The sequence below is a fragment of the Halococcus hamelinensis 100A6 genome, assembly GCF_000336675.1.
Classification (GTDB): domain Archaea; phylum Halobacteriota; class Halobacteria; order Halobacteriales; family Halococcaceae; genus Halococcus; species Halococcus hamelinensis.
Genome location: NZ_AOMB01000020.1, coordinates 22,245 through 43,180, shown reverse-complemented (window position 1 = coordinate 43,180; position 20,936 = coordinate 22,245). Strand labels below are relative to the sequence as shown.

Genomic DNA, 20,936 nt, shown 5'->3' with positions numbered 1-20,936 from the left:
TGCGGGTGGCGAGCGGCGGGTTCGGCGGGGTCAGTCGTCGAGCGATTCGACGAGTTCGACCACGTGCCCGTCCGGGTCGCGGACGAAGGCCGTACGCGCCCCGGCGGGGGTGTTGTCGGCGGGCTCCTGAACCACGCCGTGGTGGTCGATCTCCGCGAACGCCTCGTCGACGCTCTCGACGGCCACCGCGACGTGGTCCCAGGCGGTACCCTGCTCGAACTCGGTCTCGCCCGCCGTCTCCGAGAGCTGGAGTTCGACGCCGTTGTCCGCGGCGACGTAGCGATTCTCGGTTTCGCCGTCCTCGGTCTCGAACGACCACGACGCCTCGAAACCGAGCTCCTCGACGTAGAACTCGACCGCGCGGTCGGCGTCGGCGACGTTGAGGCAGGTGTGGAGCAGGTCCATACCACCACCGTGCCGACCGACCCGCATGAAACCACCGCCTCCTCGCCCGGGATAGCGGCCACACGAACCGGGCGACCGGTCTCTCGACAGGTTTCGCCCCGGCGGGAACGTTTATACTGCCCCCGATTGATGAAGGATCATGGACGATATCTTCGTCGGTCGGCTGATGTCGAGCGACCTGCATACGGTGAGCCCGGACACGCTCGTCGAGGAGGCCGCGAACGTGATGCTGGAAGAGGGGATCGGCTCCGTGATGGTCGTCGACGGGAACAACGACCTCCAGGGGATCCTCACGACAACCGACTTCGTCGGGATCGTCGCCGCGAGCAGCCCGAAGGCCGAGACCACGGTCGCGAAGTACATGAGCACGGACGTCATCACCACGACGGTCCAGGACCCGATCACCGAGGTCGCCGAGACGATGCTCGAACACGGCTTCCACCACATGCCGGTCGTGAGCGACACCGACGGCGTCATCGGCATCATCACCACCGCCGACCTCACCTCGTACCTCTCGCACGTCCAGACCCCGAGCCCGTCGTAGTCGGTCTCCTTTCTCTCACTCTCCGCTTCCCGTTTCTCCCCATCTCCCGTTTCCCGCCCCTCGTTTCACATCTCTCCCTTCTCACACGGGACACTTACCCTCCCCCGCACGCTGGTGTCCGCATGACGAGCGGCACCTACACCCTCCTGATCGAGCTGCCGACGCCGGCGACCATCGAGGTTGGCGCGCTCGGCGAACGCGACCTCCTAGCAGGGTGGTACGCCTACACGGGCAGCGCGCTCGGCCCGGGCGGCTTCGCACGGGTCGATCGGCACCGCGAGGTCGCCGCCGGCGAGCGCGACGTCCGCCACTGGCACATCGACTATCTGCTCGGCCGCCCCGCGACGGTGCTCGACCGGGCCGTGACGACTACCGTCGACGCCGAGTGCGCCATCGCCCGGGCGGTTCCCGGCGAACGGGTCCCGGCGTTCGGGGCCTCCGACTGCGACTGTGAGTCCCATCTGGCGTTTCACGAGGACCGCGACGGACTCTCGGCGGGCGTCGAGACCGCGCATCGGGACCACGGCTCCTGAACGACCGGAACCGGCCGGGAAAACAGCCATGTGACCGCCGGGAGTACGACCGAGAATGGCGCTCGTTCGCACACCCGACGACCGGTTCGAGGACTTGCCGGACTATCCGTACGAGGCGAACTTCGTCGACGTCGGCGGACCGGAGATGGCTTACGTCGACGAAGGGAGCGGCGACGAGACGTTTCTGTGTCTCCACGGCGAGCCGACGTGGGGCTACCTCTATCGAAAGCTAGTGCCGACCCTCGCGGAGGCGGGGCGGGTCGTGGTCCCGGACTTCGTCGGGTTCGGCCGGTCGGAGAAGTACGACGACCCCGCCGAGTACTCCTTCCGCATGCACTACGACTCGTTGGTGAATTTCGTCGAGGCGCTCGACCTCACTGACGTCACCCTCGTCTGCCAGGACTGGGGCGGGATCTTGGGTCTCTCGGTCGCGGGTCACCACCCCGAACGGTTCGCACGGCTCGTCCCGATGAACACCGGGATCCCGAGCGGGGACCAGGAGATGCCCGAGGCGTGGGAGACCTTCCGCCAGTTCGTCGAGGACGCCGACGAACTCCCGGTCTCGCTGTTCGTCGAGAACGCCACCTCGACGGACATCCCGGAGGAGGTCCTCGCGGCCTACGAGGCTCCCTTCCCCGAGGAGTCGTACAAGGCCGGTGCGCGGGTCTGGCCCGACATGGTTCCCCGAAAGGGTGGCGGCGAGGGCACCGAGATCACCCGCCCCGCCGCGGAGCGCCTCTCGGCGTGGGAGAAGCCGGCGTTCGTGCTGTTCTCGGATTCGGACCCCATCACGACGCCCGACCGCGACCCGCTTCGCGACCTCATTCCGACGGCGAGCGAGCAACCGGACGTCTGGATCGAGGGCGGGGGTCACTTCCTCCAAGAGGACGCCGGCGAGGAGATAGCGGAGCGAATCGTCGACTTCGTCGAGCGGACGAGGTGAGGCGGGCGCGAGTTCACGGCAACCCGTTCAGGCGGATTCCCGGCCGCCGAACGGACCGGCACGGGGCACGTCGAGGCGGAGGAGTGCAGGGAGCGCCACGAGGACGATACCGGCTTCGAGAAGCGCCGCGGCGAGAAACGCCGCGCCGAACCCCAAGCTATCGGCGATGGCACCGCCGCCGACGGTTCCAACCAGGAAGCCGAGGCTGCCCGCGATGTTGAACCCACCCATCGCGGTGCCCCGGTCGTCGGTCGCGAGGTCGGTGACGAGCGCCATCGTGGCGGGGGCGACCAGCGCGCCCGCCGCGCCCAGAAAGAGCATCGTCGCGCTCGCGAGTTCGACCGTCGGGGCGAGGTACACCGCGAGGATCGTCACGCCGTAGAGCACTGATCCGGCGACGACGGGCACGAGACGTCCGATCCGGTCGGAGAGCCGGCCCGCGGGGTACTGCCCGAGCGCGAACGGCGCGAAGAAGAGCGCGAGCACCAGCCCCGCCGCACCGGCGTCGAGGTCGAAGGTCTGGCGGAAGTAGAGGGTGCCGACGAGCGCGAAGAAGCCCGCCGTGAACCGGTCCGCGAACCCGAAGGCGTAGGGGAGGCGGAGGGCGGGACGCTCCCGGAGGCTATCGAGCGCCGCTCGGAGACCACCTCGCGTGGTTTCCGGCACTCTATCCGTGAGTCGGGTCGCGAGCAGCGCCACGACACACAGCAAACCGGCGGCGACGGCGATCGGCACGAGGGGACCGACCTCGGAGAGTTGGCCGCCGAGGGGCGCGCCGAGCGCCGTCCCGGAGCCGATCGCGATCCCCGCCGCACCCATGTTGCGGCCGTGGCCCCCCTCCAGGTCCATCAGCATGGTTATCGAGAGCGAGAAGGCCGCGATGGTGAAGCTCCCCTCGACGAACCGGAGGACGAGCATCGCGCCGAACCCGATGTCCGTGACCGTTGCGAGGCCGACCAGCGCGAGGTAGCTCGCCACCCCGCCGAGCGCGCCCGCGACGACGAACGGGACCCGCCGACCCGCCGCGTCGCTGGCCGCACCCCACACGCCCGCGAACAGCACGAAGCCCGCGTACTCGGCCCCCAGAAACCACGTCCCGGCGTCGAGCGTCGTGGTCGCGCCGAGCGCGCGCACGAGCTCCGGAACCCCCGGATAGAGCGCCACCTGACCGAAGAGCACCGCGAAGACCATCGCGGCCAGTGTCACGCGGTCGGTGTTCATACGCCCCGTTGTGCCGTCGTGGATAAACCGATTCGGTGTCCGCACGACCACCGCCCGGCGCAGGCCCGCGACGTGCCGACACGCGGATTTATTCCCGGTCGGACCCGCGTCCGTACCATGGTCATCCGATCGTTCGAGGGCACCACACCCGACGTCCACGAGTCCGCCCGCGTCGACGAGACCGCGGTCGTCATCGGCGACGTCACGATCGAAGCCGAGGCGAGCGTCTGGCCGCACGTCACGCTCCGCGGTGATTCGGGCGCGATCGTGGTCCGCGAGGGCGCGAACGTCCAGGACAACGCGGTCTGTCACGAGGGTTGTGAGATCGGTTCTGGTGCAACCATCGGCCACACCGCCATCGTCCACGCGGCGACGGTCGGCGAGCGCGCGATGGTCGGGATGAGTGCCACAGTGCTCGACGGTGCACAGGTCGGGAGCGAGGCGCTCGTGGCCGCCGGGAGTGTCGTCACCGAAGGGACCGAGGTTCCTCCACGTACGCTGGTCGCCGGCACACCAGCCGAGACCAAGACGGAGGTCGAGGACTCGCCGTGGACCCACGCCGGCGAGCACTACGTCGAACTCGCGAAACGCCACGAGCGCTCGTCCGAGCGGGTCGAGTAGTGGACCTCACCACAGTCTGACGGCGGTCCCGAGGATCCACGCCGAGACACAGCCGGACCCGACGATTTCGGGGAGCGCGAGGCCGCCGGGCGTGCCCGCGGCGATCCAGACCGCCCAGCCGCCGACGTGGACCGCCGCGAGCCCGATGGCGAAGAGTCCCCAGCGCCGCGCGCCCGAGCGCACGTCGCCCGCGCCGTAGCAGACGAACGCGACGGTGAACCCGAGGAAGAAGCCGACCGCGACGGTGCCGTGCTGGGGGGCGGGCAGCGCGAAGACGCCGATCAGCGCGAGGCAGACCGCCGAGAGCGAGAACGCGAGGCTTCCGGCGACGTGGAGCAGGGTCCGCGAGTTCCTCACGAGTACGACCCCCGGAACCAGCGCACACAGGCCGGACACGAGGAGCCCGGTGTTGAAGGCCGTCGAGGAGCGCCAGGTCGCCCGCCCGAGGTCCGAGAGCGCGTCCGTGGCGAACGAAAAGCGCGTCGAGAGGGCGATCGCGGACGCGATCCCGCCGAGCGAAACGACCACGGTGAAGACCCCGAACGCCGCCGCGACCCGGTCGGCGGTGCCTGGGTTCGCGAGCGGGTCCGGTTCGGTGGTCGCCATCGTTCGACCGCGGGTCGGCGGCGGCTTCAGGCTGTCGTCGGTTTCGCCGAGAGCGAGCGCGAGGGATCGTGGTCCTCGCGCGGGTAGCACACGAGGTCGTAACAATCGGTCACGGTAATCGGATCCACACACGCCGATCGGTAGACCGCCTCGTGCGCGTCTCGTTCCCGAGCGGCTGACCTCGGGGACTCCGACGACGCGTTCACCCGGTCCCGTCACCGGTTTAGGCGTCGGTAGCCAACCGAACCCAATGGACGACAGCATCCTCGACGCCATCGGATCACCCCTCGTGCGGGTCGCCTCGCCGCCGGGGACGACCGTCGCCGCGAAGGTCGAATCCAAGAACCCCGGCGGGTCGGCGAAGGACCGTCCGGCGGCCGCGATGGTGAAGGCCGCGGAGGAAGCGGGGTTGCTCGAACCCGGCGACCACATCGTCGAACCGACCAGCGGCAACACCGGCATCGGGCTGGCGGTGGTCGCGGCCGTCCGGGGCTACGACTGCACCATCGTGATGCCCGCCTCGAAGTCCGAGGAGCGCCAGCGCGTCATGGCGGCCTACGGCGCGGAGCTCGAACTCGTCGACGGCGAGATGACCGAGGCGAAGGATCGCGCCGACGAACTCGAAGCGGGGAAGGGGATGGTCCAACTCCGGCAGTTCGAGAACCCGGCGAACGCGCAGGCCCACTACGACACAACCGGGCCGGAGATCCTCGACCAGGTCGGGGACCGGACCGTCGACGCGCTCGTCGCAGCCGTGGGGACGGGAGGCACCATCACCGGCATCGGGCGGCGGCTCCGCGAGGAATTCCCCGAAATGACCGTGGTCGCGGTCGAACCAGAGACCAACGCGGTGCTCTCGACCGGCGAGGCCGGCACCGACGAGTTCGAGGGGATGGGGCCAGGGTTCGTGAGCGACATCCTCGACCGCGACCTCATCGACTCGGTCGAGACCGTCGACCTCGAGGAGAGCGAAGCCGAATGCCGACGTCTCGCGCGCGAGGAAGGGATCTTGGTGGGCCAGTCCAGCGGCGCGTCGAACCTCGTCGCCCGCCGGGTCGCGAGCCGACTGGCCGACGACGCATCGCCAGCGACCGAACTCCAAACCGACGGCGGGGCGGGAGCCGACACTGGCGACACCGACGACCCGCTCGTCGTCACCGTCTTCTGGGACAGCGGCGAGCGGTACATGTCGACCGGGATGTTCGACTGAGCGTCCCCCGACGCGGGAGCTATATGCCGCGAGACCCTTCGTCGGATATGGTCGCCGTTCGGTACACCTGCCCGCGGTGTGATGCCGTCGTCACCCTCGACCGCGACGCCGCGCTCGCCGACAAGTCCGTGACGCCGTTCGCGCTCGACGGCTGGGAGTACGCTGCGCCCTACGACGATTTCGAGGAGAGCGACGGCGTCGAGATCGTCTGCGGCGCGAGCGAGACCGACGGCGAGGGCTGTGGCGAACTGTTCTATCTGAACTTCGTGAAGTACGAGGACGGGAGCCCGGTCGAGGCGCGGACGACGCCCGCCGACGTCTCGTTCGACTTCCTTCGGTAGCCGGTTACCGGTCGTCGTCCGTCTCGCGTTCGCTCGCCGACCCCCGCTCCGCCGGCGCGCCGACGAGCCCCTCTTCGAGGTTGGTCCGTTCGGTGTCGTACTGCCCGAGCGCCGCGAGTTCGTCGGCCGAGAGTCCGGCCGCCTCGTCGGTTTCACCGATCGCCACGCCGCTGGTGACGATCGCGCTGACGGCCTGCTCGACGGTCATATCGACGTCGTAGACCCGGGCGCTCGGGACGTGAACCAGGAACCCCCCCATCACGGGGTTCGGCGCGAGCGGCATGAACAGCGTCCGGAGGTCGTCGTGGTTCGCCGCCTCGTTGATCGTATCGGGCGGCGTCGCGGTCACGAACGCGAACGAGTAGGTCCCCTCGTTCGGGAACTCGATGAGTTTGACCTCCTGGAAGCTGCTGGTGTCGCTCTCGAGCAGGACGTCGCTCATCCGGCGAAAACTCGTGTAGACCGACCCGACGCCGGGGATGGCCTCCATCGCGGTGTGGAACCACTCCGAGAAGCCGTGTTTCGAGGAGGTGGCGTTCGCGGCGAAGCCCACGACGAGCACCAGTGCTACCAACGCGAGTACCGTCCCGAACTCGATGAACACCGACCCGAAGGCGGGGCCGAGTCCGATCGACCGGGCGAGGCTCCGAACGGGTTCGTTGAGTCCCACCACCCCCGCGGCCTCGACCACCGGTGTGAGGACGTTGCTGAGGAAGTTGAGCACGAACCCGAGCACCATCACCGTGATGATGAAGGGGATCGTGAGCGCGGCCCCGCTGATGAGCCACTCTCGAACCCGCCCGACGATCCCGCTTTGGGCCGACTCGGCGTCGCGAGGTGTAGACATATCCGTCGAAGATGGGCTTCACTCGAAAGCGTTGTGCAATCCCGTGCCGGGTGGGTGATGGCCGACTGGGCGGTGGAGTTATGGTCCCCCATGTGTTATTCGGGAGCCAGTGAGCGTCGATGTCACGACCAGTATCGTCGAGTCGGGCAGCGACGAGCACGTCGGTTCGGCGTGGGAGCTGAAAGAGCGCATCCGCGAGCGGGAGGGTGTGCTCAAACAGCGCCGCGGCTTCTTCACCGACGCCTACCGTCGCGCCACCGTCCACCTCCTGTTCGCCGGCGACCACGACGCCGACGCGGCCGACTCGCTCATCGGCTTCGCGGCGGTCCGACGCGACGGCTACGTTCTCTTTCTCGCCATCGACGGCGACCACCGCGGCGAGGGCTTCGGCGGCCGCCTCATCGCCACCGTCGCCGAGGAACACGACACCGTGACCTGCCACGCCCGCGCGACCAACGAGGCCGCCGTCGCGTTCTACAAACACATCGGCTTCGAGGTCGAGCGCCACATCGAACACTACTACGAGGACGGCGGCGCGGCCTACTACCTCAAACTCGGCGACCGCGCCGGGCTCGCCGACCGGCTCTCCGCCTTCGTTCGCGGGCGCTGAACACACCCACTTTTTTCCTCGTCGGGTTCGCTCGCTGCGCTCGCGAACCACTCCTCGCAAAAACCTGGACTAAAAACCGCCGCTCACTCGCTTCGCTCGTTCGCGGTACAACGACTAACAATTCCGCAACCGCCCTGGCACAGCATCGCCTCCGCCGAAGCCCTCGCTCACTTCGTTCGCTCGCCCTTCATCCACCAGGAGAGCACACGCTCCTGAGCCTCGGCTCACATTCGTTCGCCGAGACACCAGGCCCGCACCCACCACAGGCCGCCGACCGCACCGCGGTCGCACCGCACCCGCACCGCGACCGCCGTTCGTCGCTCGTACCGCTCGATACGTCGGGCGAATCGTGTGTACTAGCCGTCGGCCGGGGCTTCCATGCCCTCGGTGTTGATGATCAGGGTGTTGTCGGTGTCGACGGTGCCGTCGACGGTACCCGTGATCGCGAGCCTCGATTTCGGCGTCGGGCCGACGGTTACCTTGTCACCCTCGTGGAAGTCCCGTACCGACCCCTGGATGTGGATCTCGGCCCGGCACTTCTCGGGGTGATGAACGCTGAGGAGGTTGATCTCCTGGACGATCAACGTCTCGACGCGCTCGCCGTTGTGGCTGAGGGGGACGGACTCCGGCTCGTCCATCTCCTCGATGTCGAGCGCGTTGTACGCGTTCGCCGTCGGCTTGTAGCCACCCTTCGGCCCCGGGACCCCCTCGACCAGCTGGAGGGCTTTCAGGCTCTGCATCTGGTTGCGTATCGTGCCCGGGTTCCGGTCGACCATCTCGGCGATCGCCTCCCCCTTCACTGCGGTTTCGCTCTCCCGGTAGAGGTCGACGAGCTCCTGGAGGATCTTCTTCTGACTGTCCGTGAGTTCGATAGATGACATAAGTCCGTGTTGGTTACAGGGTCCCTTAAACCCGACGGGTGGCCGTGTGCGTAATTATCGATGAACGGAAACGAGGAGCTCTTTCTCACGACGGTTTTCGGGTTTCGGGCCCCGAACCTGCACGGGATTCGAATCTCGAACCAAAAATTTGAAGACGAACACCGGGACGGTCGACGGTACCGGGACGATGCAACCACCACACGGACGGCGATGGGGACGACTTTTGCCCGTCGGGGGTCGAACTGGAACGACCATGGCAATCAGAACCATCGGGGTACCGATGGACCTCGGGGCCGACCGCCGCGGGGTCGACATGGGTCCCTCCGCCCTCCGATACGCGGGCCTCGCCGCCACACTCGACTCTATCGGCCGGTCGTACACCGACGCGGGCGACCTCTCGGTCTCCCACGCCGAGGAGCGCGACCCCGAGACCCGCGACCCCCGGGCGAAGTACCTCGACGAGATCGAATCGGTCTGTGGCCGCCTCGCCGACGAGGTCGCCGACGCGGTCGCCACGAACGACCTCCCGTTGGTGCTCGGCGGCGACCACTCGATCGCCATCGGCTCGCTCGCCGGCAGCGCCCGCGAGGCAAGCCTCGGCGCGATCTGGTTCGACGCCCACAGCGACGTCAACACGCCCGAGACCACCCCCTCGGGCAACGTTCACGGGATGCCGCTCGCCGCCGCGCTCGGCTGGGGCTCGTTCGCCGACACCCCGTGGGCCAACGCGCCGACCCTCCGCGAGGAGAACGTCGTCCTCGTCGGCCTCCGAAGCGTCGACGACCCCGAACGCGAGCGCATCCGCGAGTCCGACGTCACCGCCTTCACCATGTCCGACATCGACGAGCGGGGCGTGGTCGACGTCACCGAGGACGCGCTCGACATCGCCACCCGTGACGTCGACGGTGTTCACGTGAGCCTCGACCTCGACTGGCTCGACCCCCGCCACGCCCCCGGCGTCGGGACGCCCGTCAGGGGCGGCGTGACCTACCGCGAGGCCCACTCCGCGCTGGAGACCGTCGCCGAACGCGAGTCCATGCTCCGCTCGCTCGAAGTCGTCGAGGCCAACCCGATCCTCGACTCACACAACGAGACCGCCGAACTCGGTGTCGAACTCCTCGCGAGCGCGCTCGGGAAACGAGTACTCTAGAACCCCCCACCTCAAGCCCCACCTTTTGCTGCGGTCGCTCACTTCGCTCACGGGTCACTCCGTTCCCCGTTCGCATCCGAGGTTCTCCCTTCGGTCGAACCTCGCGCCGTTCGCTCCCCTGGCAAAATGTGGATAAGCCACCGGCAGAGCGTAGCTCTGCCGAGCCTGCGTTCGTTCCACTCACGCAGACCGCGTCACCCCACTCGCTTCGCTCGGGGGTTCCTTGGCCCGCTCGCTCCCGCCGGTCGCTCGCGGTACGACCACTGACCTCCCACACCGCGTCCGCCACCGCCGAAGCCCTCGGACGCTTCGCGTTGGTTCGAGAGAGCGAAGCTTTCTCGTCATCACGAAAGGCGCTCCGCGCCTTTCGAACGACCTCGCCCTTCATCCACCAGGTCCGCACCGCGACCGCCGACCGTACCGCGACCGCACCGCCGGCACGACTGGCCGGCGGATCTCGTCGGAGTTACTCGTCGAGTTCGAACGCGATCTCGACTTCGACCTGGTACTCACGCTCGCCCGTGTCCCCGATGTCGACCCCGAGGTTCTCGGCCGTCGCCCACGTCACTTCGTTGAGGGTCTCCTCGGCGCGGTCGATCGCGGCGTCGGTTGCGGCCTCGAAGCTCTCCTCGCTGGTACCGATCATCGTGATCTTCTTGTAGACCATCGCGCCCTCGGTTGGACGCGTGGGGGCATAAACATCCGCTCTCTCCGGCGCTTCAGGGGAAGGTGCCGGCCTCGTCGTAGGCGTCGAGGAGTCGCGAGAGCCCGACCACGTAGGCCGCCGTCCGAAAGCTCGGCAGCCCGCGGTCCTCGTATGTCTCGACGAGGTCCTCGAACGCCTCGACCATCACCGTCTCGAGCTCGTCGTTGACCCGCTCCTCGTCCCAGTAGAACCGCTGACGGTTCTGCACCCACTCGAAGTACGACACCGTGACCCCGCCGGCGTTCGCGAGCACGTCGGGGAAGACCGCGACGTCACGGTCGCTCAACACGTCGTCGGCCCGCGGCGTGAGCGGCCCGTTCGCGCCCTCCACGATGACGTCGGCCTCGACCTCCTCGGCGAGGTCGCCGTCGATCGCGTTTTCGAGTGCGGCGGGGATGAGGAGGTCGACGTCGAGGGTCAGGAGCTCCTCGTCGGTGAGCCGTTCCTCGATGTCGGGCGCGCCCTCGACGCTCCCGGTCTCGGTCTTGTGGTCCCTGACCGCTTGGGCGTCGAGGCCCTCCGGGCTGTGGACCCCGCCGCTCGAATCGGAGACCGCCACGATGGTCGCGCCCTCGTCTTCGAGGAGCCGGGCCGCGATCGCGCCGACGTTGCCGTAGCCCTCGACCGCGACCGTCGCGCCGTCGAGGTCGATGTCGAGATAGTCGAACGCCTCGCGCGCGGTGAACATCACCGACCGACCCGTGGCCTCGACCCGCCCCTCGCTCCCGCCGGATTCGAGCGCCTTGCCCGTGACGACACCCGGCGCGGTGGTGTTTTCGAGCGTCTCGTAGGTGTCCTTCAGCCAGTTCATCTCGCGCGGGCCGGTGTTGACGTCGGGCGCGGGAACGTCGACGTCGGGTCCGATGACCCGCCGAAGTTCGGCCCCGAACGCCCGGGTGAGACGTTCGAGTTCGTTTTCCGACAAATCCTCCGGGTCGACCGTGATCCCGCCCTTCCCGCCACCGTAGGGGATGTCGACCATCGCGCACTTGTAGGCCATCCACCCCGAGAGCGCCTTCACCTCGTCACGCGTGACGTTCGGGTGATACCGGAGCCCGCCCTTGTACGGGCCACGGTCGCCGTTGTACTGCGAGCGGAAGGCGTCGAAGGTAGCGAGCGAGCCGTCGTCGCGTTCTATCGAAAGCGTGGTTTCGAGCACGCGTTCTGGGTGCTTGAACCGGTCGAGAACCCCCGGGGCAACGTCGAGGACCGCGGCGGCGTCGTCTATCTGTTCGTGGAGGCTCTCGAAAGGGTTCACGTCCTCGGACATCCTCTAGTCGATCGTCGAGACACCTGTTAAGGGCGTCGAATGAATATCATGGATATAGTATAATGATCTGATCACGCGTCGGCGGCACGGGCGAGTTCGACTACCCGTTCGGCCTGCGCGACGAGCGGCGCGTCGACCATCTCGTCGTCGACCCGGAACACGCCGCGGCCCTCGTTCGCGGCCCGGTCGCGGGCGTCGAGCACGCGTTCGGCCCACTCGACCCGCTCGGGCGTCGGGGTGTAGGCATCGTTGACGACGGCGACCTGGGACGGATGGATCACCATCTTGCCGTCGTAGCCGAGCCCCGCCCCGAACGCGGTCTCCTCGGCCAATCCCTCGCCGTCCTCGATCGCGGTGAAGACGATGTCGACCGCGTCCACCCCGGCGGCGCTCGCCGCGAGCACGACCCGCTCGCGGGCGTAGAGCACTTCGGTTCCCTCGGAGGTCCGGGTCGCCCCGATATCGGCGGCGAGGTCCTCGGCCCCGAAACAGACCGCCGTCGTCGGGTCGGCCGCGGCGATCGCCGGAGCCTCCAGTACGCCCCGAGCGGTCTCGACCAAGGCGAAGATAGGGCGATCGACGGCGCGGTCCGAGAGCGCGTCGGCGACCCGCTCGACGTCCGCCACGGAGTCGACTTTCGGGCACATCACCGCGTCGAGGCGGGGGTCACCTCGAAGGACGACGTCGAGGTCCGCCTCGACCGCCTCGGCGGTGACCCGTACGCAGACCTCACAGTCCGGGTCGAAATCCGTCGTCAGAACGTCGTTGACCGCCTCGCGGGCCTCGACCATCCGTTCGGGGGCGACCGCGTCCTCCAGGTCGAAGACGACGACGTCGGCACCGGTCGTCGGGGCCTTTCGAAGCATCTCGGGGCGGTCACCCGGCGTGAACAGCACGCTTCGCCTAGCCATGTCGGGGGGAGGTGGACGAACGACGTTAATCTACGGGCTTCAGGGCCAGAGGCCGCGTGCGCTGTGAGCCGCACCGACACGTCGGAGCCCGACGATGTAGGCGGCCTCACGCCACGTCGCGCCGTCGTGGGTCTCGAACGCCTCGCGGACGTCGTTCCACGCCGACACCATCTCGTCGTCGAGTTCCTCGTTGACCACCTCGATCGACCACGCGCGCCGGTTGATGTCCTGAAGCCACTCGAAGTAGCTTACCGTCACGCCGCCGGCGTTGGCGAGGATGTCGGGGACCACGGGGATACCGCGTCGGTTGAGGATCTCGTCGCCGTGGGTCGTCGTCGGCCCGTTCGCGCCCTCGATCACGATGTCGGCGCGCACGTCGTCGGCGTTGTCGGCGGTGAGGACGTTGCCGATCGCGGCGGGGATCACCACGTCGACGTCGAGTTCGAGGAGTTCGGCGTTCGAGAGCGTATCCGACGCGGCGTCACCGGATACCATGCCGGGCTGTTCCTCGTGTGATATCACCGCCTCGGTGTCGAGCCCGGCGGGGTCGTAGATCCCGCCGTCGACGTCCGAGACCGCCACGACGTTCGCGCCGTACGAATCCAGCAGCCGGGCGGCGTTCGCGCCCACGCTCCCGAACCCCTGGATCGCGACCGTCGTCTCGGTGATGTCCCGGTCGTAGTACCCGAGCACCTCGCGGGTGATGATCGCCGCGCTCCGACCGGGGGCCTCCTCGCGACCGTAGCTCCCCCCGACGACCGGCGGTTTGCCCGTGACGACGCCGGGGATGGTCTCGCCCTCCTGCATCGAGTAGGCGTCCATGAACCAGGCCATCTCCCGGCTCCCGGTGCCCATGTCGGGTGCGGGGATGTCCCGCATCGGTCCGATGACGTTGCGCAGCTCCTCGGCGAACCGGCGGGTGAGCTGTTCGATCTCGCTCTCGGAGAGGTCCTTGGGGTCGACCACGATGCCACCCTTCCCACCGCCGAAGGGGATGTTCATCACCGCGCACTTCCAGGTCATCCACATCGAGAGGCCGATGCACTCCTCGGCGGTCACGCCGGGATGGTAGCGGAGCCCACCCTTGAACGGCCCGCGCGCGCTGTCGTGCTGGGCGCGATACCCCCTGTAGACCTCGGTTTCGCCGTTCTCGCGTTCGATCGGGACCGATACCCGGTGGACGGATTTCGGGTGTTTGAGCCGCTCGACGGTGCCGGGGTCGACGTCGATGTACGCCGCGGCACGGTCGAGCTGGCGGCGGGCGGTGTCGGCTGCGGTCTCGAACGGTTCGTCGGTTTCGGGTGGAGCTGTCGTGGTCATGCTGGGTCGGGTTCGATGCCCGCCGGTCACGACCGTTGGTCAGGGCCGATGACTGGCCGGCGTCCGTGTTCCGTATCACGACCTCAAGGCCATATATATTTTTACAGTGTGGTTGTGTATCATACCAGATCCTCGCACGATCGACGCGTTTTCGTCTCGGGCGTGCCGGATCCTGCTATGACCGGGCGCTACTACGAGGGGTTCGAGGTCGGGGAGACCATCGAGCACGACAAACACCGAACGATCTCCGAGGGCGACAATCAGCGCTTCTGTGACATGACGATGAACCAGCAGCCCCTCCACCTCGATAGCGAGTTCGCCGCGGGGACCGAGTTCGGCGAGCGCCTCGTCAACGGGCTCTACACGCTCAGCCTCGCGGTTGGGCTCACGATCCCCGAGACCAGCGACGGCACCATCGTCGCCAACCTCTCGTACGACGACGTGGAGCATCCACGACCGGTCTTCCACGGCGACACCATCCACGCGCGTTCGACGGTGGTCGAGAAACGGGAGACCAGCGACGGCGAGCGCGGGGTCGTGACGATGCACGTCGAGGCGCTGAACCAGGACGAGGAGGTCGTCTGTAGGTTCGACCGCACCGTGTTATCGTTGAAGCGACCGCGCGAGTGAGTTTCGCTCGAATTGATACCAAAAAGAATATACTATTCAGGCGTTTCGTTCCCACCGATACCGAATACGGCGACGAGTGCGGTTTCGGCCGCCGCGGTCCGCGCTGCCGTGCCGACGTTGCCGTTTCACGGTTGCTATACACACAATGACACGAACCAAGGTATATCGGAGCGTGAGTCTCGCCGTGCTGGTGGTGCTGTCGGCCGCGGTCGGTGCGGTCGCCCTCACCGGCCCCGCCGCCGCCCAGGAGTCCGGCGAGAACGCCACGAACGCGACCGACGGGAGCTTCTACAGCCCGTCGGAGGACGACCCCCTGAACGTACGATTCCGTAACTGCTGTGGGACCACCGTCGACTCGGTCGCCGACGGCGTGCTCAACCTCAACGTCGTCTACGGGCTGTTCGACGGGGCCTACGACCTCGACATCTCCGCGTCGGGACTCAGTGACGACGAACTCGACGAGGTAGTCTTCACCGACGAGGGCAGTGACGCGACCGACCTCGACCGGACCGACATCGTCGGGATGGACTTCAGCGGCGTGCCCGCCGGCGAGTACGAGTTCACGGTGAGCGTGACCGACGGCGAGGGCGAGGCCACGGTCCCGATCGAGGTCACCGGCGACGAGGGCGCGACGAACGAGACGAACGCCTCGGCGGCGAACGAGACGGCCGACGAATCGGCCAACGAGTCGGTGAGCAACGAAACCACGAGCAACGCATCGGCCGCCAACGCGACGGACGAAACGTCGGGTAACGCCTCGATCGTGGCGAACCCCGCGACGCCCGGCAACGAGAGCGCGTTCCACAACGTCTCGGTCGTGGCCGGTCCCGAGGCGGAGGGCAACCTCTCGTCGGTGACGGTGAACTACGGCGAGAGCAACGCCTCGATCGGGCTGGTCGGCGGCAACATCGCCTCCGCCACCCTCGACGGCGACCAAGTGGTGAACAACACCACGACCTCGTCGATCGGCGTCGACGGCCGGAACCTCACGGTCGGCTTCGACGGCACGCTCGACGTCGAGGAGGGCGACCGTATCACGCTGAACTACACCGGCGTCACCAACCCCACCGAAGCGGGCGAGTACACCACCGGGGTCGGCGTCAACAACGGTAGCGTCCAGAACACCACCCTCGCGGTTTCGGAACCCGGAAGCGCGAACGCGACGGCGGGTGAGGACAACGCGAGCAACGCATCGGCCGCCAACGCGACGGACGCGTCCGGCAACGCCTCGATAGTGGCGAGCCCGTCGGCGGCGGGTAACGAGAGCGCGTTCCACAACGTCTCCGTGGTCGCCGGACCGGACGCCGAGGGCAACCTCTCGGCGGTGACGGTGAACTACGGCGAGAGCAACGCCTCGATCGGGCTGGTCGGCGGCAACATCGCCTCCGCCACCCTCGATGGCGACCAGGTCGTGAACAACACCACGACGTCGAACATCGGCGTCGACGGCCGTAACCTCACGGTTGGCTTCGACGGCACGCTCGACGTCGAGGAGGGCGACCGTATCACGCTGAACTACACCGGCGTCACCAACCCGCCAGAATCCGGTGATTACACCGTCGGTGTCGTCGTCAACAACGGTAGCGTCCAGAACACCACCCTCGCCGTCACCGAGTCGTCGGCCGGCGCGAACGGGACGACCGGTGCGGGAACGACGAGCGCGACAACGGACGCGGGAACCGCCGAGACGACCGCGATGGGCACCACCAGCGGCGGTGCGGCGACGAGCGGTGACGCAGGGACGGGCGGTGCGGGCACGAGCGGCGACGAAGAGCAGGGCACCGAGGCTGGCGGACCCGGCTTCGGCGTCGTGGTCGCGGTCGTCGCGCTTCTCGCGGCCGCGCTGGTCGCCGTGCGCCGGCGCTGAGTTCGGTACTGCTTCTCTCCTCGCGGTCCGTCTCTCCTTCCGTTCTCCGAACGCGACCACAGCACCGAGCGCCGTCGCTATCGAGTGGCTGGACGTGTTCCGTACCGGATGCCCTATCGGCCGTCGCAGGCCGCGACGAACACGTCGTCGTGGAGACGGTCGGCGACGATGTCGAGGAGGGTTTCGAGGTTCCTCGTATCGGCGCGGTTGTACGAGACGAGGGTGTCGAGCGCGTCCTCGTCCCCGCGTTGGTGGGCGCGCCAGAGCCGGACCGCGTCGCGCCCGGAGATGTCGGGCCGGTCACGCTCGATACCGACCGCACGCTCGATGGTCTTCAGCCCGCCGGTGAGGTCGAGCTGGCGACAGGCGTACATCAGGTCGAGGTGCGGACGGTCGATGTCGAGGTCGAACGATTGCTCGAGAAACGGCACGTCGAACCGCTTGCCGTTGAACGAAACGAGGAGATCGGCCGCACGGAGCTCGGTCGCCAGCGCCCCGCGCGTGAGGTCCTCACCTCGGACGAGGGTGGTGGTCTCGCCGGCCCGATGGAAGCTCACCGTGGTGACGTCGCTGGAGCGGGCGTCCAGTCCCGTGGTCTCGATATCGAAGAAGCAGGTTCGCGGGCGGAAGTTCTCGTAGAGCCGCCATCGGCTTCCGGAGGGGAAGGCCTCGTAGAAGAACTCCGCGTCGCCGGCCGCGAGGCGCTCGCGGCCCTGCTCGATGAACGCGCGGATCCGCCGTCCCTGGGCCTCGCCGACCGCGGACTCCTCGAACGCGTCCCAGTGGGTGATCCCCTCGCGCCAGAGCCGGCGTTCGGTCTTCTCGCCGACGCCGCGAACCGGGAGGAAGCTGTTCTCGATGCGCACAACCGGGGAACGCGATGTGGAACCCTAAACGCTTCTCTCGAGCGCCAGCAATAGACCCACATCCCTCGTCCGGGAGGTACCCGGCGTCGTGCGGGAACTCCCCGGTGAGCATGGGTGTCGATGACCCGTGATTCGTCTTTCGTCGCGAGGAACGGGACCGGCGACGGACGTTCGTGGCGGTTCGACCGCGTGAAAAGCGTGGTCGAAGTTCGATCAGCGCGAAGATTCAGTGAGACCGGCCGCGACGGCGTCTATCATGCGGTTTCGCGTGTCGGGGTAGAGGTCCTCGCCGATGTCGTCCTGGTGGAGCGTGATGAACGTGGCCGCGCGGATGACGCTGGCGACCACCTTCGGGTCCGTGTCGCCGAGCTCCCCCTGTTCGTGCCACCGTTCGACGTACGGGAGGATGAACGCCAGTTCCTCGTCGCGCTCCGCTCGTCGCTCCCCCTCGGTGCCGCGCGTGACGTACTCGTGGGCGGTCCCGTCGACCAGCACCTGTCGCATCAGCGGGTTCGTCTCGATCTCGTCGAGGATGGAGCGCAGGAACCGTCGAATCGCCGTCTCGGGGTCGTCCGTCGACTCGAAGGAGTTCGCCATGAGCGGCCCGACGATCTCGTCGCTCTCGCGCTCGAGGACTTCAGCGTAGAGGTCGTCTTTGGTGTCGAAGAACTGGTAGAACGTGCTCGGAGCGATCCCGACCGGGTCGGTGAGTTCGGCGATAGTGGTCTTCTGCACGCCGTACTGGGTGAACAACTCCCGACCCGTCTCCACCAACCCGTCCCGAATCCGGTCGCGCTCCGCATCACTGAACCCCCTCACGTCCGATAGACGAATTCCCGAACGGATAGTTTTTCGTTTTTCACGGAGTCGATCGGCGTCGAGAAGAGCGCTACGTTGTGAAAATGAGAATACGTAATATTCATGGTTTCACAAGCCGTGAGGGAGGGTATGAGCGAGCCCGAGCAGGCCAGAACGGTCTCGGCGGTCGCGACCGACGTCGAACCCGCCGGCGGGCCCGAAACCGACACACCGGTGGCGAGCGACCCCATCGTCCGCATCCGCGGGCTGACCTACACCTACGCGGGGAGCGACGAACCGGCGGTCAGGGGGATCGACTTCACGGTCCGCGAGGGCGAGATATTCGGCTTTCTCGGGCCGAGCGGCGCGGGAAAGAGCACGACGCAGAAGGTACTGACAGGCCTCCTCGATGGCTACGAGGGGTCGGTGAGGGTGTTCGGTGAGGAGGTGGCGAATCACGGCGGTGACTACTACGAGCGCATCGGCATCTCGGCCGAAGCACCGAACCACTACCTGAAACTGACCGGTCGCGAGAACCTCACGCTGTTCGCCTCGCTGTATGACCGGGAGCCGCGCGACCCGGACGAACTGCTCGAGCTCGTCGGGCTCGCCGACGACGCGGATCGACCGGTGAGCGCCTACTCGAAGGGGATGCGGATGCGTCTCAACTTCGTGCGAGCACTGCTGAACCATCCGGACCTCCTCGTTCTGGACGAGCCGACCAACGGTCTCGACCCGGGGAACGCGAAGACCGTCAAGGACGTCGTCCGCGAGCTGCGGGCGTCGGGGACGACGGTGTTCGTGACGACCCACGACATGAACGTCGCCGACCAACTCTGCGACCGCGTCGCGTTCATGGTCGACGGGGAACTCCCCGTCGTCGACTCACCGAAGGCGCTGAAGGTCCGGCACGGGAAGCGGACGGTCCGCGTCGAAGTCAGTCGGGATGGGAGCCAAACCGATTCGCTCGAACCACTGACCTTCCCGCTCGACGGCCTCGCGGAGGACCCCGAGTTCCAGCGCCTGCTCGCCTCGGGTGCCGTCGAGACCCTCCACACCGAGGAGGCGACGCTCGAGGACGTGTTCCTCGACGTCACCGGGGAGCAACTCCGATGAGCGTCGAGAGCGTGACAGCCAACGGCGTGTCGTCGACCCTCGACCGCCTCGCGTCGATGCTCGAATGGGACGTTCGACTGCAGGTCCGGTACGGGTTCTACACCGTCTACGCCGTCGTCACCGCGCTGTACGTGTTCGGACTCACGCAGGTCCCCGACGAGTTCGAGTCGCTCGCGCTGACGCTCGTCGTGTTCAGCGACCCCGCCTTCCTCGGCTTCTACTTCATCGCCGCGCTCGTGCTGTTCGAAAAACGCGAGGGCGTCGTCGACGCGTTCACCGTCTCGCCCCTCAGTGGCGTCGAGTATCTGTTGTCGAAGACGCTGTCGCTCACCCTGCTGGCCGTCGCCGCGTCGCTCGTTCTCGCCCTCCTCTCGGTCGGTCCCGCCTTCGACCCACTCGCCCTCGTGCTCGGCGTCGGCCTCACGTCCGTCCTCTTCGTGCTGTTCGGCTTCGTCGCCGTCGCCCGCTTCGACACCATCAACGCGTACTTCGTGACCTCGGCGGTCTACCTCGCGCCGACGGCGCTCCCGCTGCTGGACTTCCTCGGCATCGTCGAGAGTCCACTGTTCTCCCTGTTCCCCACGCAGGCGTCGCTCGTGCTCATCGGCGCGGCGTTCTCTCCCGTACCGACGGGGGAACTCGTCTACGGCGTCGGCTACCTGGTCGTCTGGATCGGCGTCGCCGCCGTCGCCGCCCGCTGGGCGTTCGACACGTACATCGTCCACGGCGGAACGACCGGGACCTCCGAGACGGCGGTCCCGCGCGGGTCGTCGGTCGGCATGGGTCGAAAGTACGGCCCGGTGGTGACGCTCGCCGTCTCGGACCTGAAGAACTGGCTCCGCGACCCGCTGCTCGCCTTCATCGCCGTGCTTCCGCTGGCGTACGCGCTCGTCGGTCGACTGCTCGTTCCGGCCGCGACCGACCTCCTCGCGCCGGGGTTCGACCTGCGACCGTACTACCCACTGGTCCTCGCCCTGATCACGTTCAGCACGCCCTTACTGTACGGCTTCGTGACGGGCTTTCTCGTGCTGGAGGAGCGCGACCAGAACGTCCTCGCGGCACTGTGGACCTCGCCACTGACGGGTCGCGGCTACCTCCTGTATCGAGGGCTGTCGGTGACGCTCCTCTCGTTCGTCTCCAGCGTGCTCGTCGTCCCCCTTGTCGGTCTCGTCTCGGTTCCGTTCGGTCTGCTCGTCTCCTGTGCAGCGGTCGGGTCGCTGTGGGGTGTCGGGAGCGCGCTCCTGCTCGTGCGCTTCGCGTCGAACTCGGTGGAGGGCGTCGTCGTCAGCAAGTTCTTCGGGTTCACGCTGCTCGTGCCGGTGCTCGCCGTCGCGTTCGTCCCGACGCCGTGGGGGTTCCTCGCCGGCGCACTCCCACTCTACTGGCCGCTGGCCGCGTTCGTGCTGGGACTCGGCGGCGCGTCGATCGCGACGGTGGCGGGCTATCTGGTCGCGGGCGTCGTCGCCAGCGCCGTCTACATCGCGGCGTTCGGTCGGGGGATCAGACCGTAGCGTGGTATCCCGGTCGACGGAGACGAAGC

The 20,936-nt window shown here is 67.7% G+C and carries 23 protein-coding genes; 12 read left to right on the top strand and 11 right to left on the bottom strand.

Annotation, left to right across the window (positions count from 1 at the left end):
* Positions 1-30: 30 nt before the first annotated feature.
* Positions 31-405, bottom strand: coding sequence for a VOC family protein (locus C447_RS06800; RefSeq protein ID WP_007692198.1), 375 nt, complete (start codon positions 403-405; stop codon positions 31-33).
* 139 nt (positions 406-544) lie between these two features.
* Here C447_RS06800 and C447_RS06795 point away from each other — a divergent pair, with 139 nt between their 5' ends.
* The 3 genes from C447_RS06795 (at position 545) to C447_RS06785 (ending at position 2,425) form a co-directional block, all read left to right on the top strand.
* Complete coding sequence (locus tag C447_RS06795; protein WP_007692196.1) at positions 545-949, top strand: CBS domain-containing protein; 405 nt, start codon at positions 545-547, stop codon at positions 947-949.
* A gap of 122 nt (positions 950-1,071) precedes the next feature.
* Positions 1,072-1,482, top strand: coding sequence for a GIY-YIG nuclease family protein (locus tag C447_RS06790; RefSeq protein WP_007692190.1), 411 nt, complete (start codon positions 1,072-1,074; stop codon positions 1,480-1,482).
* Positions 1,483-1,537: 55 nt separating this feature from the next.
* Entirely contained in the window at positions 1,538-2,425 is an 888-nt protein-coding gene (locus tag C447_RS06785) for a haloalkane dehalogenase (protein WP_007692189.1), read from the top strand.
* 27 nt (positions 2,426-2,452) lie between these two features.
* On the opposite strand, the gene C447_RS06780 is transcribed toward C447_RS06785, so the two are convergent.
* Positions 2,453-3,646, bottom strand: coding sequence for an MFS transporter (locus C447_RS06780; protein WP_007692187.1), 1,194 nt, complete (start codon positions 3,644-3,646; stop codon positions 2,453-2,455).
* A gap of 117 nt (positions 3,647-3,763) precedes the next feature.
* On the opposite strand from C447_RS06780, the gene C447_RS06775 reads away from it, so the two are divergent.
* Positions 3,764-4,267 carry a gamma carbonic anhydrase family protein gene (locus C447_RS06775; RefSeq protein ID WP_007692186.1) on the top strand — a complete coding sequence of 168 codons (504 nt, stop codon included), beginning with the start codon at positions 3,764-3,766 and terminating at the stop codon, positions 4,265-4,267.
* A gap of 6 nt (positions 4,268-4,273) precedes the next feature.
* Here C447_RS06775 and C447_RS06770 read toward each other — a convergent pair whose 3' ends face one another.
* A complete protein-coding gene (locus C447_RS06770; RefSeq protein ID WP_010612533.1) occupies positions 4,274-4,873 on the bottom strand; it encodes a DUF998 domain-containing protein in 600 nt (199 codons plus the stop codon).
* Between the two features lie 250 nt (positions 4,874-5,123).
* Between C447_RS06770 and C447_RS06765 the strand changes: the two genes are divergently transcribed.
* Both C447_RS06765 and C447_RS06760 read left to right on the top strand, forming a co-directional pair.
* Positions 5,124-6,083, top strand: coding sequence for a PLP-dependent cysteine synthase family protein (locus C447_RS06765; RefSeq protein ID WP_007692184.1), 960 nt, complete (start codon positions 5,124-5,126; stop codon positions 6,081-6,083).
* A 47-nt stretch (positions 6,084-6,130) separates the two neighbouring features.
* The gene (locus tag C447_RS06760) at positions 6,131-6,424 is read left to right on the top strand and encodes a hypothetical protein (RefSeq protein WP_007692183.1); all 294 of its coding nucleotides are present in this window, start codon (positions 6,131-6,133) and stop codon (positions 6,422-6,424) included.
* A 4-nt stretch (positions 6,425-6,428) separates the two neighbouring features.
* On the opposite strand, the gene C447_RS06755 is transcribed toward C447_RS06760, so the two are convergent.
* Positions 6,429-7,271, bottom strand: coding sequence for a DUF502 domain-containing protein (locus tag C447_RS06755; protein ID WP_007692182.1), 843 nt, complete (start codon positions 7,269-7,271; stop codon positions 6,429-6,431).
* A gap of 109 nt (positions 7,272-7,380) precedes the next feature.
* Here C447_RS06755 and C447_RS06750 point away from each other — a divergent pair, with 109 nt between their 5' ends.
* Positions 7,381-7,881: a GNAT family N-acetyltransferase gene (locus C447_RS06750; protein WP_007692181.1), complete on the top strand. Its 501-nt coding sequence runs from the start codon at positions 7,381-7,383 to the stop codon at positions 7,879-7,881.
* Between the two features lie 356 nt (positions 7,882-8,237).
* Here the strand turns inward: C447_RS06750 and C447_RS06745 are convergent, their stop codons facing one another.
* The gene (locus C447_RS06745; protein WP_007692179.1) at positions 8,238-8,762 is read right to left on the bottom strand and encodes an Rrf2 family transcriptional regulator; all 525 of its coding nucleotides are present in this window, start codon (positions 8,760-8,762) and stop codon (positions 8,238-8,240) included.
* Between the two features lie 253 nt (positions 8,763-9,015).
* On the opposite strand from C447_RS06745, the gene rocF reads away from it, so the two are divergent.
* Positions 9,016-9,912, top strand: coding sequence for an arginase (rocF, locus tag C447_RS06740; RefSeq protein WP_010612534.1), 897 nt, complete (start codon positions 9,016-9,018; stop codon positions 9,910-9,912).
* Between the two features lie 466 nt (positions 9,913-10,378).
* On the opposite strand, the gene C447_RS06735 is transcribed toward rocF, so the two are convergent.
* The 4 genes from C447_RS06735 to gdhB all read right to left on the bottom strand — a co-directional run bounded on the left by C447_RS06735 (position 10,379) and on the right by gdhB (position 14,119).
* Positions 10,379-10,579 (bottom strand): dodecin, encoded by a 201-nt coding sequence (locus C447_RS06735; protein WP_007692175.1) that lies wholly within the window; start codon positions 10,577-10,579, stop codon positions 10,379-10,381.
* A 52-nt stretch (positions 10,580-10,631) separates the two neighbouring features.
* Complete coding sequence (locus tag C447_RS06730; protein ID WP_007692173.1) at positions 10,632-11,888, bottom strand: Glu/Leu/Phe/Val family dehydrogenase; 1,257 nt, start codon at positions 11,886-11,888, stop codon at positions 10,632-10,634.
* A gap of 71 nt (positions 11,889-11,959) precedes the next feature.
* Positions 11,960-12,799: an HpcH/HpaI aldolase/citrate lyase family protein gene (locus C447_RS06725; RefSeq protein ID WP_029601928.1), complete on the bottom strand. Its 840-nt coding sequence runs from the start codon at positions 12,797-12,799 to the stop codon at positions 11,960-11,962.
* Between the two features lie 39 nt (positions 12,800-12,838).
* Positions 12,839-14,119: a glutamate dehydrogenase GdhB gene (gene gdhB, locus C447_RS06720; protein ID WP_007692169.1), complete on the bottom strand. Its 1,281-nt coding sequence runs from the start codon at positions 14,117-14,119 to the stop codon at positions 12,839-12,841.
* 177 nt (positions 14,120-14,296) lie between these two features.
* Between gdhB and C447_RS06715 the strand changes: the two genes are divergently transcribed.
* Positions 14,297-14,749 (top strand): MaoC family dehydratase, encoded by a 453-nt coding sequence (locus C447_RS06715; protein WP_007692167.1) that lies wholly within the window; start codon positions 14,297-14,299, stop codon positions 14,747-14,749.
* Positions 14,750-14,921: 172 nt separating this feature from the next.
* Positions 14,922-16,616 (top strand): PGF-CTERM sorting domain-containing protein, encoded by a 1,695-nt coding sequence (locus tag C447_RS06710; protein ID WP_239639165.1) that lies wholly within the window; start codon positions 14,922-14,924, stop codon positions 16,614-16,616.
* Between the two features lie 113 nt (positions 16,617-16,729).
* Here the strand turns inward: C447_RS06710 and C447_RS06705 are convergent, their stop codons facing one another.
* Both C447_RS06705 and C447_RS06700 read right to left on the bottom strand, forming a co-directional pair.
* A complete protein-coding gene (locus tag C447_RS06705) occupies positions 16,730-17,482 on the bottom strand; it encodes a ribonuclease H-like domain-containing protein (protein ID WP_007692164.1) in 753 nt (250 codons plus the stop codon).
* Positions 17,483-17,695: 213 nt separating this feature from the next.
* Entirely contained in the window at positions 17,696-18,301 is a 606-nt protein-coding gene (locus C447_RS06700) for a TetR/AcrR family transcriptional regulator (protein ID WP_237713491.1), read from the bottom strand.
* A 129-nt stretch (positions 18,302-18,430) separates the two neighbouring features.
* On the opposite strand from C447_RS06700, the gene C447_RS06695 reads away from it, so the two are divergent.
* Positions 18,431-19,396: an ABC transporter ATP-binding protein gene (locus C447_RS06695; RefSeq protein ID WP_007692159.1), complete on the top strand. Its 966-nt coding sequence runs from the start codon at positions 18,431-18,433 to the stop codon at positions 19,394-19,396.
* Positions 19,393-20,907: a fluoroquinolone export ABC transporter permease subunit gene (locus C447_RS06690; protein ID WP_007692158.1), complete on the top strand. Its 1,515-nt coding sequence runs from the start codon at positions 19,393-19,395 to the stop codon at positions 20,905-20,907. Before C447_RS06695 ends, C447_RS06690 begins: the two co-directional genes overlap by 4 nt.
* The last annotated feature ends 29 nt before the right edge of the window (positions 20,908-20,936 follow it).

What these genes read in the sequence shown, in the direction of transcription:
- C447_RS06795 (WP_007692196.1), top strand. Translation starts at nt 545, where the DNA reads ATGGACGATATCTTCGTCGGTCGGCTGATGTCGAGCGACCTGCATACG.
- C447_RS06780 (WP_007692187.1), bottom strand. Translation starts at nt 3,646, where the DNA reads ATGAACACCGACCGCGTGACACTGGCCGCGATGGTCTTCGCGGTGCTC.
- C447_RS06775 (WP_007692186.1), top strand. Translation starts at nt 3,764, where the DNA reads ATGGTCATCCGATCGTTCGAGGGCACCACACCCGACGTCCACGAGTCC.
- C447_RS06725 (WP_029601928.1), bottom strand. Translation starts at nt 12,799, where the DNA reads ATGGCTAGGCGAAGCGTGCTGTTCACGCCGGGTGACCGCCCCGAGATG.
- rocF (WP_010612534.1), top strand. Translation starts at nt 9,016, where the DNA reads ATGGCAATCAGAACCATCGGGGTACCGATGGACCTCGGGGCCGACCGC.
- C447_RS06765 (WP_007692184.1), top strand. Translation starts at nt 5,124, where the DNA reads ATGGACGACAGCATCCTCGACGCCATCGGATCACCCCTCGTGCGGGTC.
- gdhB (WP_007692169.1), bottom strand. Translation starts at nt 14,119, where the DNA reads ATGACCACGACAGCTCCACCCGAAACCGACGAACCGTTCGAGACCGCA.
- C447_RS06790 (WP_007692190.1), top strand. Translation starts at nt 1,072, where the DNA reads ATGACGAGCGGCACCTACACCCTCCTGATCGAGCTGCCGACGCCGGCG.
- C447_RS06755 (WP_007692182.1), bottom strand. Translation starts at nt 7,271, where the DNA reads ATGTCTACACCTCGCGACGCCGAGTCGGCCCAAAGCGGGATCGTCGGG.
- C447_RS06735 (WP_007692175.1), bottom strand. Translation starts at nt 10,579, where the DNA reads ATGGTCTACAAGAAGATCACGATGATCGGTACCAGCGAGGAGAGCTTC.
- C447_RS06800 (WP_007692198.1), bottom strand. Translation starts at nt 405, where the DNA reads ATGGACCTGCTCCACACCTGCCTCAACGTCGCCGACGCCGACCGCGCG.
- C447_RS06760 (WP_007692183.1), top strand. Translation starts at nt 6,131, where the DNA reads ATGGTCGCCGTTCGGTACACCTGCCCGCGGTGTGATGCCGTCGTCACC.
- C447_RS06785 (WP_007692189.1), top strand. Translation starts at nt 1,538, where the DNA reads ATGGCGCTCGTTCGCACACCCGACGACCGGTTCGAGGACTTGCCGGAC.
- C447_RS06690 (WP_007692158.1), top strand. Translation starts at nt 19,393, where the DNA reads ATGAGCGTCGAGAGCGTGACAGCCAACGGCGTGTCGTCGACCCTCGAC.
- C447_RS06745 (WP_007692179.1), bottom strand. Translation starts at nt 8,762, where the DNA reads ATGTCATCTATCGAACTCACGGACAGTCAGAAGAAGATCCTCCAGGAG.
- C447_RS06715 (WP_007692167.1), top strand. Translation starts at nt 14,297, where the DNA reads ATGACCGGGCGCTACTACGAGGGGTTCGAGGTCGGGGAGACCATCGAG.
- C447_RS06730 (WP_007692173.1), bottom strand. Translation starts at nt 11,888, where the DNA reads ATGTCCGAGGACGTGAACCCTTTCGAGAGCCTCCACGAACAGATAGAC.
- C447_RS06695 (WP_007692159.1), top strand. Translation starts at nt 18,431, where the DNA reads ATGAGCGAGCCCGAGCAGGCCAGAACGGTCTCGGCGGTCGCGACCGAC.
- C447_RS06770 (WP_010612533.1), bottom strand. Translation starts at nt 4,873, where the DNA reads ATGGCGACCACCGAACCGGACCCGCTCGCGAACCCAGGCACCGCCGAC.